The organism is Arthrobacter sp. Z5-13 (assembly GCF_056499105.1).
This window is the reverse complement of the sequence record NZ_CP096460.1, coordinates 3882369-3894379: the sequence shown is the minus strand read 5'-3', so window position 1 is coordinate 3894379 and position 12011 is coordinate 3882369. Positions and strand designations below refer to the sequence as shown.

At 61.3% G+C, this 12011-nt stretch carries 13 protein-coding genes; 7 read left to right on the top strand and 6 right to left on the bottom strand.

The window, feature by feature from the left end:
* Positions 1-20: 20 nt before the first annotated feature.
* Complete coding sequence (locus tag M1E02_RS18100; protein ID WP_479378213.1) at positions 21-1547, bottom strand: ABC transporter substrate-binding protein; 1527 nt, start codon at positions 1545-1547, stop codon at positions 21-23.
* A gap of 261 nt (positions 1548-1808) precedes the next feature.
* Between M1E02_RS18100 and M1E02_RS18095 the strand changes: the two genes are divergently transcribed.
* Entirely contained in the window at positions 1809-2723 is a 915-nt protein-coding gene (locus tag M1E02_RS18095) for an SRPBCC family protein (RefSeq protein WP_479375569.1), read from the top strand.
* A gap of 7 nt (positions 2724-2730) precedes the next feature.
* On the opposite strand, the gene M1E02_RS18090 is transcribed toward M1E02_RS18095, so the two are convergent.
* A complete protein-coding gene (locus M1E02_RS18090) occupies positions 2731-3411 on the bottom strand; it encodes an SGNH/GDSL hydrolase family protein (RefSeq protein ID WP_479375568.1) in 681 nt (226 codons plus the stop codon).
* A gap of 144 nt (positions 3412-3555) precedes the next feature.
* Between M1E02_RS18090 and M1E02_RS18085 the strand changes: the two genes are divergently transcribed.
* Positions 3556-4170, top strand: coding sequence for a DnaJ family domain-containing protein (locus M1E02_RS18085; RefSeq protein ID WP_479375567.1), 615 nt, complete (start codon positions 3556-3558; stop codon positions 4168-4170).
* Positions 4171-4264: 94 nt separating this feature from the next.
* Here M1E02_RS18085 and M1E02_RS18080 read toward each other — a convergent pair whose 3' ends face one another.
* From M1E02_RS18080 to M1E02_RS18070, 3 genes are read right to left on the bottom strand one after another with little or no spacing between them, the layout of a single operon-like run.
* The gene (locus tag M1E02_RS18080; protein WP_479375566.1) at positions 4265-5482 is read right to left on the bottom strand and encodes an acetyl-CoA acetyltransferase; all 1218 of its coding nucleotides are present in this window, start codon (positions 5480-5482) and stop codon (positions 4265-4267) included.
* Entirely contained in the window at positions 5479-6147 is a 669-nt protein-coding gene (locus M1E02_RS18075; RefSeq protein ID WP_479375565.1) for a CoA transferase subunit B, read from the bottom strand. Before M1E02_RS18075 ends, M1E02_RS18080 begins: the two co-directional genes overlap by 4 nt.
* A gap of 28 nt (positions 6148-6175) precedes the next feature.
* On the bottom strand, positions 6176-6892 hold the full coding sequence (locus M1E02_RS18070) for a CoA transferase subunit A (RefSeq protein ID WP_479375564.1): 717 nt from the start codon (positions 6890-6892) through the stop codon (positions 6176-6178).
* A 191-nt stretch (positions 6893-7083) separates the two neighbouring features.
* On the opposite strand from M1E02_RS18070, the gene M1E02_RS18065 reads away from it, so the two are divergent.
* Entirely contained in the window at positions 7084-7863 is a 780-nt protein-coding gene (locus M1E02_RS18065; protein ID WP_479375563.1) for an IclR family transcriptional regulator, read from the top strand.
* A gap of 6 nt (positions 7864-7869) precedes the next feature.
* Here M1E02_RS18065 and nadE read toward each other — a convergent pair whose 3' ends face one another.
* Positions 7870-8691, bottom strand: a complete 822-nt coding sequence (gene nadE, locus M1E02_RS18060) for an ammonia-dependent NAD(+) synthetase (RefSeq protein WP_479375562.1) — start codon at positions 8689-8691, stop codon at positions 7870-7872.
* 113 nt (positions 8692-8804) lie between these two features.
* Here nadE and pyrE point away from each other — a divergent pair, with 113 nt between their 5' ends.
* The 4 genes from pyrE (at position 8805) to M1E02_RS18040 (ending at position 11990) form a co-directional block, all read left to right on the top strand.
* Entirely contained in the window at positions 8805-9389 is a 585-nt protein-coding gene (gene pyrE, locus M1E02_RS18055; RefSeq protein WP_479375561.1) for an orotate phosphoribosyltransferase, read from the top strand.
* Between the two features lie 82 nt (positions 9390-9471).
* Positions 9472-10230: a GAF and ANTAR domain-containing protein gene (locus M1E02_RS18050; protein WP_479375560.1), complete on the top strand. Its 759-nt coding sequence runs from the start codon at positions 9472-9474 to the stop codon at positions 10228-10230.
* A 99-nt stretch (positions 10231-10329) separates the two neighbouring features.
* Positions 10330-10878 (top strand): hypothetical protein, encoded by a 549-nt coding sequence (locus tag M1E02_RS18045; protein WP_479375559.1) that lies wholly within the window; start codon positions 10330-10332, stop codon positions 10876-10878.
* Between the two features lie 71 nt (positions 10879-10949).
* A complete protein-coding gene (locus M1E02_RS18040) occupies positions 10950-11990 on the top strand; it encodes an alpha/beta fold hydrolase (protein WP_479375558.1) in 1041 nt (346 codons plus the stop codon).
* The last annotated feature ends 21 nt before the right edge of the window (positions 11991-12011 follow it).

The following is a 12011-nucleotide window of genomic DNA, read 5'->3' as shown; positions in this document are numbered from 1 at the left end:
CTGTTACGGCGTCAGGCTCCCTATGAGCCGGACCCCGACTTCGCTGTCTGGGCTGTGAGGACGTACCGCGACAGAGGGTCCTGAACGTACGACTGCACACTGCTTCGGACGGCGTCGATCGCTTGTTCGTTCACCAGCCAGGCGTTGACTGCCTGATCGTCCAGGATCTTCCCGGCCTCGGCATAGAGCTTGTGGCGCTCCGCTGTGTCGTTGGTCTGAGTCGCCTTGGCGATGGTTTTGTCGTATTCTGCATCGCAGAAGTGGCTGAGGTTGTACGTGCCGGCGCAGGTGTAGTCGGCAGTGAGGAAGCCGATCGGATCAGCGATGTCGATCAGGCGGTTGCGCTGGCTGAGTACCATGTCGTAGTTGCCAGCAAGCAGGTCCGGCTCCACTGACGCGTACTCTTTGGTCTGGATGCTGACGGGGATACCGATGTTCTTCAGGTTCTCCTGGACTACGGTTGCGACGTCCGCAAACTCCGCCCGCTCCACGATCGCAATGATTTCCAAAGGCCGTTCGGCTGTGTAACCGGCTGCTGCCAGCAGAGACTTGGCTTCCTCAACATTCTGCTTCGGAGATTCGACGCCAGCCGGAGCCCACGGCTCGGAGGGAGCGAAGGGGCCGGTGGCCGGCAACGCTGCGCCCTCGTAGACACTGGCCGCCAGCGAATCCAGATCCAAGGCGGTCCGGAGCGCCTTCCGGAAGTTGAGGTTGTTGAATGGCGCACGCCCGTTGTTCATGTAAAGGGTGGCGGTCCTCGGTGAGTCCGCCTTCAGAATGCCAACACCGGCGGCTTTCTCCAGGGCAGGGAGGCTGGAAACAGGGACCGAAAGGGACACATCGGCTTCACCGGTCTGCACCTGGGCTGCGCGGGTGGCGCCATTGGTGATGAAGCGTATTTCCGCACCTGCGAGTTGGACCGGGCCGCCCCAGTAGTTCTCATTGCGGTCCAGCGTGAGGGACTGTTTGGTTACTTCGGAGACAGGTTTAAAGGGGCCGGTGCAGTGCCCGAAGGGATCGATGGTGTCCTTGGCATAGGCAGCCGGTGCAAGGATGCCGGTGTTCACACTGGCCAACCGGTAGGGAACCAGAGGACTTTCAGTGGGCGTTGTGACGCGAACGGTGTGTGCGTCCAGAGCCTTTACTCCACTGACCATCTTGGGATTGAAGGCGCGCGCCGGCACTTTGGCCTTGAGCACGTGCTGGAGCGAAGCTGTTACGGCTTCGGGGGTCAGGGCCGTGCCGTCCTGGAATTTCACGTCATCACGAAGGGTGAAGTCCCATTCCAGCGGAGAAACTTGCTTCCACTCGGTGGCGAGGGAGGGGACAATTTTACCCTGGTCGTACTTCGTGAGCGTTTCAAGGCACCCGGACAGGGAAAGGATGTACGCGGAATCTGTCTCCAGCTCCCAGCCGGCCACCGGCGCACGGAAATTGTCCACCACAATGCGCTGGCTCGTATCCACAGGCTGCGCTGAAGAGCTGTTTTCGGGGGTAAAACCACAAGCGGAAAGCGCGAGGACTGCTGCCGCGCCCGTTGCCACCATTGACGGGACGGGAAAACGCACAAAACCACCTTCGTTGGATTCTCAAGGCTCTTCTGGAACGAAGGGCCGCCTACTGAGGGTAGCCTTACCTATCGTAGTTGTCGATTTGGCATGGGTAATAAAGGTGCGTTTGGCTGGCCGTCACGGTGGGATTTTGGTCACTTCCGGCGGTGGCCGACGGCGCGAAGCAGGCATATAGTAAGCATACTGACGAAATGGAAATGCTTTCGTCGTGACCTGTCCTAGTCGAAGGAGACCGCTGTGAGCACGAAGGTTGAAAAGCGCATTCTGGTCAACGTTCCGGTGAGCACCGCTTATAACCAGTGGACCCAGTTTGAGGATTTCCCCCAGTTTATGGGAGGCATTACGAGCGTTACCCAGCTAAGCGACGACCGCCTCGAATGGGTTGCTGAAATCGCGGGCGTCCGGCGGCGCTGGGAAGCAAAAATCCTGGAACAGATACCGGACAGCAAAGTGGCGTGGGCGGCCACCGAAGGCGCAACCAACGCCGGGGCAGTGATGTTTGAGGATGTGGGCGGAGGGCAGACCTCCATCCAACTGACCTTGGAGTATGAGCCCGAGGGCCTCCTGGAAAAGGTCGGGGACAAGCTCAATGTGATTGAAAACCAGGCCGAAGCCGATTTGAAGAGGTTCAAGGAATTCATTGAGGCAGAAGGATATGCCAGCGGGGCCTGGCGCGGTTCGGTCAACGAAGGCGGCACAGTCGGGACTCCCGGCGTCGAGGATGCCGCGGGTTCACGCGGAGATTCGGGCAAGGCCGGAGTATCCGGAAAGGTTGCTGCCGGCGTTGGGGTAGCTGCGGCGGCCGCTGCAGGAGTCGCCGCTGCGGCGCAAAACAAAGATAAGGGAATGGAGGAGGACGTCACCCGCGTTGACACTTCGCGGACGGATGCTGCCCCTGCAACCGGGGCATCCATGACGGGTGGCTCCGGGATGGGCACAGGAACGGCAGGGGCGATGTCTGATGCCTCTTCGGACCCATCAGCTGAGCGGATTGCACGGCCATTCGACCAGACCAACGGCTTGGCGGACACCATGGGCGAGTCTGATGAAATGGCAGGGAGCGAGGCGAAGAGCGCAGCTGACCGTGAGAAAGAAGAGGGCGACGACGGTACTGTTCCTCCGATTGTGCCGCCCGCCCCCACCCGCTATTGACGGTCCCCTACCGGGCGCCCTGATCCGGCGGTTTCGTCGCCACAACGACAGAGCGCTGGGCCTTGCCGTTGGTCAACACAAGGGCGGCTATGGCCTGGGCAATTTTCCGTCCTCCGTGAGCTGAGGGCTCAATGGGATTGGCGTAGTCCTGGTCCTCGTTGCAAATCAGCCGGAGGTCCAAGAGGGAAACTCCACGGTCAAACGCAGCCCTTGTAATTGAGTCGTTGAAGAGGGCCAGCGCGGTTCTGATGACTCTTTGCCCGGGGGCTGACGGGGGAGTGTCATAGATAGTGCTTACGGCTGTGGGCAGGCCTTTAGCGGCTACGGCGTCGATCATCGCGTCATAGTCGGCGGTGAACCGGTCCTGCGCCTTGGCCAGGATGAGGAGGGCGTCGGTGACAGTTCCGGCGTCCTCCTCGAGCAAGGGGGCATAGCCCAGAGCGTCATTTCCACCCACGCTCACCACCAGATGGGTGGTGTCCGGCGGCAGGAGATGAAGTTGCCGGACGACGTCGGAGATTCTGTCGCCGTCGACGGCGAGGAGCGTACAACTCCAGCCGTCAGGCAGTTCCTGCCGAAGTTGCTGCGCAACGTCCGGCCCGCCGTCGACATACGCCTGGTTGTCGAAGATTGAATCCCCCAGCAGGACCACATGACCGGAAAACGCTCCCGGTTGCTGTGCCGCCATGGCTGCCTCCCTTTCGGTGTTTTCTATTTTCTTCTTGGCAACGGCACCCAAGTCAATAAACCGCAAACCTTGTGGCCTTGGACGGCCTCACCCCATCGGCGAAAATGGAACGAGCGAATTGACCAGCCGGGGCGGAGGCAGGCGATGAATGATAGCGCCACAGAGAATAATGAGCGGCGGCTCGAGCGGGCAGCCGAACTTCGGGCCGCCCAAACCTCCAACCGGGCTCCCCACGAGGAGCCCGAGCCCGGTGCTGCTGCTGCGGATGCCGACGTACGCCAGAAACGTCGAAGGATCAGTGACGCTCAACGGGCGGACTACCTGATCAGGGACGCCATGGCCAGGGGCGAGTTCGACAACCTCAAATATGCCGGAAAACCAATCCCTGACTTGGGTGAGAACCCCGATCCCGATTGGTGGCTCAAGGGCCTGATCAGGCGCGAGAACCTCACCGGCCTGGGACCACCTGCAATCCTGCTTCGCAGGGAGGATGCGGAACTGGACTCGGTGCTGGATGGCCGCTACTCCGAACAGCAGGTCCGCGAAACGGTCGAAAGCTTCAACAAGCGGGTAATTGACGCCCGCCGGCAGCTTCAGGGAGGCCCTCCGGTCATTACCAAAACCCGGGATGTGGACCACGAGGTAGAGCGCTGGCGTGAACGCCGGGCCGCTGCCGCGGCTGCGCGTCCTCCTGAGCCTGAACCGGAAGCACGCCGGCCATGGTGGAAGCGGCTCTGGTCAGTCCGCGGTCCCAGCTGACCCTCTTTCACGTGGACCAAGGGCCGACACGCCACTGGTTTGGCGAGTCGGCCCTGGTCTGCGGAGCAAAGAAGGTCAGGACGGGCAGGCCCGGCTAGACAGCCTCCAGCACGCTAACGTAGTTCGCTATGCCTACCCCACCCATGTTCTGAACAGCCGCGCGGCGCGGATTGGCCAACTGCATGGCGCCTGCAGTGCCGCTGAGCTGCATGGCGGCGACGACGTGCTGGGACACCCCGGTGGCACCAACCGGGTGGCCTTTTGCCTTGAGTCCGCCGGAGAGATTGATGGGCAGTTTCCCGTCCTTGAACGCCCAGCCTTCCTCCAACGCACGCACGCCTTGACCCGGCTTAGTCAGCCCCATGGCCTCGTACATGAGCAGCTCGGCAATCGTGAAGCAGTCATGTACCTCGGCAAAGTCCAGGTCCTCAAGTCCTACGCCTGCCATGGCCAGTGCCCGCTGCCAGGAGGCGCGGGTTCCGGCGAACGCCGTCGGATCCCGGCGTTCGGCCGGCATGAAGTCGTTCGCATGGCCGAAGCCCGCCAGGCGTACCGGCCCTGTGGCTGAGCCCCGTGGCGCCGTGGCAGTAGAGAGGACGACGGCGGCCGCACCGTCCGAGACGGGGGAGCAGTCGGTGCGCCGCAACGGGTCAGCGACCATGGGGTTCTTCTCCGAAACGGTCCGGCAGAATTCCTCGCCAAGGTCCTTGCGGAGCTGGGCGTACGGATTGTCCACGCCGTTCCGGTGGTTCTTGGCGGCGATAGTACCCAGGACGTCGCCCAGATTTCCGAACGTGTTGCCGTAGCCACGTTCGCCGAAGCGCTTCTCGTAGTGTTTTGCCACCTCCGCAAAGAGTCCGGTGAAACCAGTGGTGGAGGCTTTGCCTGCCATATCGTAATCCGCTCCCAGCAAGGCGGAGCCGACGACCTCCGCGCCAGCCTGCGTCATCTTTTCCGCACCAATCACCAGGACCGTTTTGGCTGTTCCGGCCAGCAGAGCCTTTGCCCCCTGTTGAAGCGCGGCCGAGCCTGAAGCGCAGGCGTTCTCAACTCGGGTGGACGGGACGTATGCGAGCTGCTCCGAGACCTGAAGGGCCAGCGAGGATGGAAACGCCAAGGGCATCATTCCGGAGTTGAACTGTCCAAGGTAGATCTCGTCGACCTGGCCGGGCTCAATGCCCGCGTTCTCAATGGCTTCAGTGGAAACCCGGACGATGAGTGACTCCAGGGTGTCATCGCTCAGTTTCCCGAACCGGCTGTGGCCCCATCCCGTCAGCAGGATGTCCTTCCCGAACTGTTCTTTCAGGCTCATGCTGCTGCTCCTTCAGTCTCAAGGTCCACCGTGAATTTGGCTCCGGTCTTTTCGCGGATCTCCTGCTCAGCGACGCCGGGAGCGAGCCTGATGAGCGTGAGTTGCCTTCCGCCGTCGTTCTTGGTCAGGTCAAACACTGCGAGGTCGCTGATGATCCGGTCAACCACGCCCAGCCCCGTCAGCGGCAGGGTGCATTCTGAAACGATCTTTGGTGTGCCGTCCTTGGCAACATGTTCGGTGAGGACCACCACCCGCGGCGCGCCGGCGACGAGGTCCATGGCGCCGCCCATGCCCTTGACCATCTTTCCGGGGATGGTCCAGTTGGCGAGGTCGCCGCTGCCGGAGACCTGCATAGCCCCAAGAATTGCCACCTTGACGTGCCCGCCGCGAATCATGCCGAAAGACGTGGCGGAATCAAAAATGCTGCCGCCCGGGAGGACAGTCACCGTTTGTTTGCCGGCATTGATGAGGTCCGCATCCTCCTCACCTTCATAGGGAAACGGGCCCATGCCGAGCAGTCCGTTTTCGCTCTGCAGGATCACGCGTACGCCGGCGGGAAGGTTGTTGGCCACAAGCGTTGGAATCCCAATGCCGAGATTCACATAGTCCCCGTCGGTAAGTTCTTCGGCTGCGATGGCAGCCATTTCATCCCTGGTCCAGGCCATGGGTTTCTCCTTTGAAGTCGGAAGCTGATCAGGCGGGGACGAGTCCGCTACGTTGCCGGACTGTCCGCTGTTCGATGTCCTTGATCCGGCCGCTGGCCTGGACCAGATGCTGGACGTAGACACCGGGGGTGACGATGTGATTGGGATCAAGCATCCCGGGTTCAACGATCACCTCTGCCTCAGCGACAGTGGTTGTTCCGGCGGTTGCCACCACCGGGTTAAAATTCCGGGCAGTAAAGCGGTAGATGAGGTTTCCGTCGGTGTCCGCGGTGTGCGCATGGACGAGTGCGACGTCGGCCCTGATGGCCCGCTCCTGCACATATGTTTCGCCGTCGAATTCTGCCAGCGGTTTGCCTTCGGCAACCACGGTTCCGACGCCGGTCTTGGTGTAAAAGGCGGGGATCCCGGCACCGCCTGCGCGGAGCCGCTCGGCCAAGGTGCCTTGGGGAGTGAACTCCACTTCAAGGAGGCTGGCCAGGTATTGCTCGGCGAACAGCTTGTTTTCGCCAACATAGGAGGCAATGACTTTGCGGACCTGCCCGGCCTCGATCAGTACTCCGAGTCCCTTCCCGTCAACGCCCATATTGTTGGACACCACCGTCAGGTCCCGGACACGGGAATCCCGCACGGCTTCAATGAGGTCTGCCGGGATGCCGCTCAGGCCGAAGCCGCCCACGGCCAGCGTCATGCCGTCCTGCAGCAGGTCCTGCAGGGCATCCGGTGCATTGGATCGGACCTTTGACATCGCATCTCCTCATTGAGTGGTTCACCCCGCCATCCACGTTGTGGACGGGGAGTCCTGACTTTGGAGCCTAGGGTTGCTCGGAGGCGTGTGTCAAGGAAATGCATGTGGCTAAGATTCGCGTGATTACAGTGTGGACGATAAGCTTGAAGCCATCCACAATATGGATACTTTCGAGGAAAAGTGAAGAATCGATGACGTCAGTACCAGTTCAAGGGGCCCAGGTAGTGAGCCGGGTGGCGGCTCTCCTGCGTATCGTCGCCAGGAAGCCCGAGGGGGTCCCGCTCGTCGGCGTCGTCCGGGAATCAGGGCTGACGAGGCCCACGGTCCACCGGCTGCTGACGTCCCTCGCTTCCGAAGGGTTGTTGGATCAGGACGCCGGGACAGGTAACTGGGTCTTGGGGCCGGAGATCCTGCTGATGTCGTCCGTGGCCTCCGCCCGGTTCCCGTTAGAGGAAGTGGCCCGGCCCAGCCTCCGGAGGCTGGCCGAGGAAACCGGGGAAAGCGCGTTTTTTTCGATCCGCCGCGGTTTGGAAACGGTGTGTGTGCTCCGGGAAGAGGGCAGCTTCCCGATCCGTTCGTTCGTACTCCATGAGGGTGTGCGGTTCCCCCTTGGTGTTGCCTCAGCCGGCACCGCCATCATGGCTTTCATGTCCGAGGCAGAACAGGAGGAGCTGTTGGGCCGATGGAACAGCCACGCCGGAACATTTGCCAAGGGGCATCCGGCAGATCTGGTGCGGGAGAACCTCAAGCGGACACGCCAGGCCGGTTACGCAGTGAACCCGGGGCTGGTGCTGGAAGGCAGTTGGGGGATGGGGGCGGCAGTGTTCGACCCTCATGGCGGGCCCACGTGTGCCCTATCGCTGACCGGTATTGAGCCGCGGTTCCGCGACGACAGGCAGGAATTCCTGGGCCGGCTGCTGATGGAGGAAGCGCACCGGATTACAACGGCACTGCGGGCTGCTGAAAGGTAGGGAACCCTACTTCCACCAGGTATCGAAGACGGTAACCGGAACTGTGCGCTTGTGCCTGGTCCGCAGGTACTTCTCCTCGATCAGCATGGCCACGCCCTCAGGAACTTCCCGGCCTTCGAGGTAGTCGTCAATCTGGTCATAGGTGACGCCGAGCTCATCCTCGTCAGTGCGGCCCGGCTTGCCGTCAAGAAGGTCAGCCGTGGGGACCTTCTCCCAGACGCGGGCGGGAGCGCCAAGCTCGCCGAGCAAGGCGCGGTTTTGCCGCTTGTTCAGGCCGAACAGCGGCAGGATGTCAGCGCCGCCGTCGCCATATTTGGTGAAGAATCCGGTCACAGACTCAGCACCGTGGTCAGTGCCCACCACGAGATAGTTGAATTCACCGGCCAAGGCGTACTGCGCGGTCATGCGGGCGCGGGCTTTGGTGTTGCCCTTGTGGAAGTCGGAGATGGGGGAGCCGGTGCTTTTTTCGAACTCGTCCTCGATGCCGTTGACGGCGGCCGACACGTTGAAGGTTCTTTCTGTCTTGGCCTGGATGAATTCCAAGGCAGCCTGGGCATCTTCTTCGTCATGCTGGACCCCGTAAGGCAGGCGGACGGCAATGAAGTCGGCGTCCACTCCTTCTGCGTTCAGTTCCTCCACGGCAAGCTGGGTGAGCCTGCCGGCGAGGGAGGAATCGATGCCTCCGGAGATCCCCAGGACGAAGCCCTTGGTGCCGGTGGCCTTCAAGTACTCCTTGAGGAAAGTGACGCGTTTGCGCACCTCCCCTGCGGGATCGATCTGGGGCTGCACGCCCATTTCTTCAATGATCTTGGCCTGGAGTTCGCGCATGTGTCCCAGCCTAGTCAGGAGTGTCAACTGCCCTCAACTGCGACGTCGCGGTTCAGCGCTGGCCGGTCGGTCCAGGGCAGGGGCACTTATGCGCAGCCACTAAACTGGAACCCATGACTTCCACCCCTGACTTTGCAGCTGACGCTTCCGCTGCCCGCGCCCGCCTGCTGGAACTGATCAAGGAACTCGCCGTAGTCCGCGGCAAGGTGATCCTGTCCAGCGGTGCCGAGGCGGATTACTACATCGACCTTCGGCGCATCACTTTGCACCACGAAGCGTCCAAGCTGGTGGGCCAGGTCATGCTTTCCCTCGTTGACGAGGCCGGCATCGACTTTGAGTGCGCCGGTGGGCTCACGATGGGGGCAGATCCCGTAGGCACAGCAGTGATGCACTCGGCTTCCGATGCCGGCCGTACTGTTGATGCATTTGTGGTCCGGAAGGCGCAGAAGTCCTATGGAATGGGACGCCAGGTGGAAGGCCCCTCAGTTGAAGGCCGGAAGGTTCTTGTCCTCGAGGACACCTCCACCACCGGCGGCTCGGCCCTGACAGCAGTGGAGGGTGTACGAAAAGCGGGCGGCAACGTTGTGGCCGTCGCGGTCATCGTGGACCGGGACACCGGCGCCAAAGAAAAGATCGAAGCTGAAACAGGGGTTCCCTACCTCTTCGCCTTCGGCAAGGACGAACTCGGCCTGAGCTAGCACTTTCATGTGGACGGCACTGCGGCAGTGACCTATCATTTGCCTATTCACACATCAGTGCCTGCCTTTGGAGAACCGTGCCATGCTCCCGCCAGAACAATCCTTGACCACCGTCGATCAGATCCAGAACCTCATTCTGGAGAGTGCTGACTTCGAGGATTTCCTGAACGAACTGGCGCGGTTTTCCGCTCACCAAATGGCCGGCGACGGCGACGACGCACTCTGCGGAATCACCCTCCTCCGGGACCGGAAGGCCGCCACCATAGGCTGGAGCAGTGACTCAGCCCGCGAGGTTGATGAGATCCAGTACTCGTTGTCCCAGGGACCGTGCCTCACCGCTGCCGAGGAAGAGCGGGAAGTCCACGTCCCGGATCTGTTCGAAGAGGACCGGTGGGGCCCGGACTACGCAACCGCGGTTGCCGCCCATGGTCTGCGCTCCGTCTTGTCCCTTCCGTTCCATCTTCAGGGTGATGCCAAGGCCGCCCTGAATTTGTACTCGGACGCACCCAATAAGTTCGATGAAAAGGCTGCGGCGAAGGCCCGCGGCTACACACGCGAGATCTCCCAGGCCCTCCGGCTGGCTGTTCGTTTCTCCCTTCATGCCGACAGCGCCACAAACCTTCGCGCCACTTTGGAATCACGCACCACCATCGACATTGCCATTGGAATCGTTATGGCACAGAACCGCTGCACCCAGGACGCGGCAGCCAGAATTCTTACCGATGCCTCGAGCAACAGCAACGTGAAATTGCGGGATATCGCAAAGTCACTGGTGGAATCCGTCGGCGGCGCGGCACCGCGAACCCACTTCCAGGAGCCCGAAAAAAGCCAGGCCGGCTGAGAGTCCCCTTGAACCCTGCGGCTTGTCCTAACCCTTCGGCCGGGATAAGCTGACAACGGTTGAGCCGTCGGCCATAGAAATCCATTTTTTGGAGTACCTATGGACCGCAAGCTACAAGCCCTCGTTAAACTAGACGTCGTTTCTGACGTTGTCCGGATTGATGTCCGGGGTAACCTCACACAGGATTCCCGCCCCGTTTTGGTGCACATCATCCGCAGAATCCGCCGCATGGGTATTAAGTCACACATTCGGGTTGACCTTTTCCGTGCAGTGCATGTTGAGTCCGCCGCGCTCGCAGGCCTTCGCAACGATCTCAACGCGATTGACGGTGGCGCCACCGGCGTGTCCCTCGAACTGATCCAGCGCGGGCTGGATTCCCATGACGACCATGTCAATGGCGCGCAGGCGCTCGAAATTACAGGAGAATTCTTGGCTTCCATCGACCCCTCAGGTTCCCAGCCGCTCGCCAAGTACTCAGATGACGAGCTGCTCGCTGCCAGTGATTCGGTGTTCGGCATGCTCGACGATCCTGCTGCTGTGACCGGATCTGAGCTGCTGGCGCAGTACGAAGCGATCGGTATGGAAATTGAACGGCGTGAGACCGCTCCCTTGGTGAGGGAATCCCAAAGTAAAACCGTCGTCGAGTAATTTGCGGCTTCACCGTTCCGCCGGCCCCTGGAAATTGCACCAGACAGGCCGGGTGTGGCTACGGTAGGAGTATGCCGCCTGTGGAGGATGTGGAGCCAAACAGTGGCCCCAGCCCTGACGGGGTCCGTCTACTCCGGCACGCCGCCGAACTCAAAACCTTCTCACGGCGAAGCTTTTTTGTTGGCGCGGGAGCCTCCTCGGTCCTTGCCGCAGACATGTTGTTCACTCGCAGAGTGCAACGGGAGCGCCGGGTCAACCGGATCCTCACCGTCAACGACGACTTTGCTGAAAAGTACTTTCCGAACTCGAGCTGGATCCTTTTCCCTGGCTATAAAACCAGCTGGGAGGAGGCGCAGTGGATCCTCAACTCACTTAGGGGCGCCCTCCGCGAACGAGGTCAGCTGGCCGCCGTCGGGTATTCCAACGAAGGCCTGGACATCGATGATGTGGTCATCGCCATCATCGAACATGTCCGGGCAAAAAAACTGACAAAGCTCTATTTCTATGGCCATAGCTTTGGCGGCATGGTGGCCACCCAGGTGGCTGCGAGGCTGCTTGAGCTGCACGGGGTGGGAGTTGAACTGATTCTGTTGGACTCAAGCCCTTACAGCAAGTACGACGTCCTGGACCAGAGCTGGTTCGAAGGAGTGGTGGTGCTGTACGAAAGCGGCTTCCGGGTCCCGACGGTGCTGCGTGGCGGATATGAGCTCGGCGAACGGATCGTGCACAAGGACGAACGCACGTGGCGCCAGATCGTAGACCAGACGCTTGAGCAACTGTCACCGCTGGCGCCGTCGAGCACCCTGATCCAGTCCGAATCAGCCTATATCTACCACTTTGACGCTACGCGCTTTGTGGACAAGCTCGGCAATGCACGCATGGCCTTCATTGGAAACCCGCGGGACAAGACCGTCAACTATGAAACCGCCCGCAGATCCTGGTCACGTGCCTATTCCCGGTACATGACTTCCAACGAACTGCTCACGGAGGGCGCTGTGCCGGCCCACGCCAGCCCCCAGTGGAACCCCTCCCTGTACAGCCGCGTGGTGGCTGACATCGAGGATCAACTATTCCCCCTGCCCCGCGGCGGCGGGCGCGTGACTGCGTACTAACGCTCCCACCAGCCAGCAAGC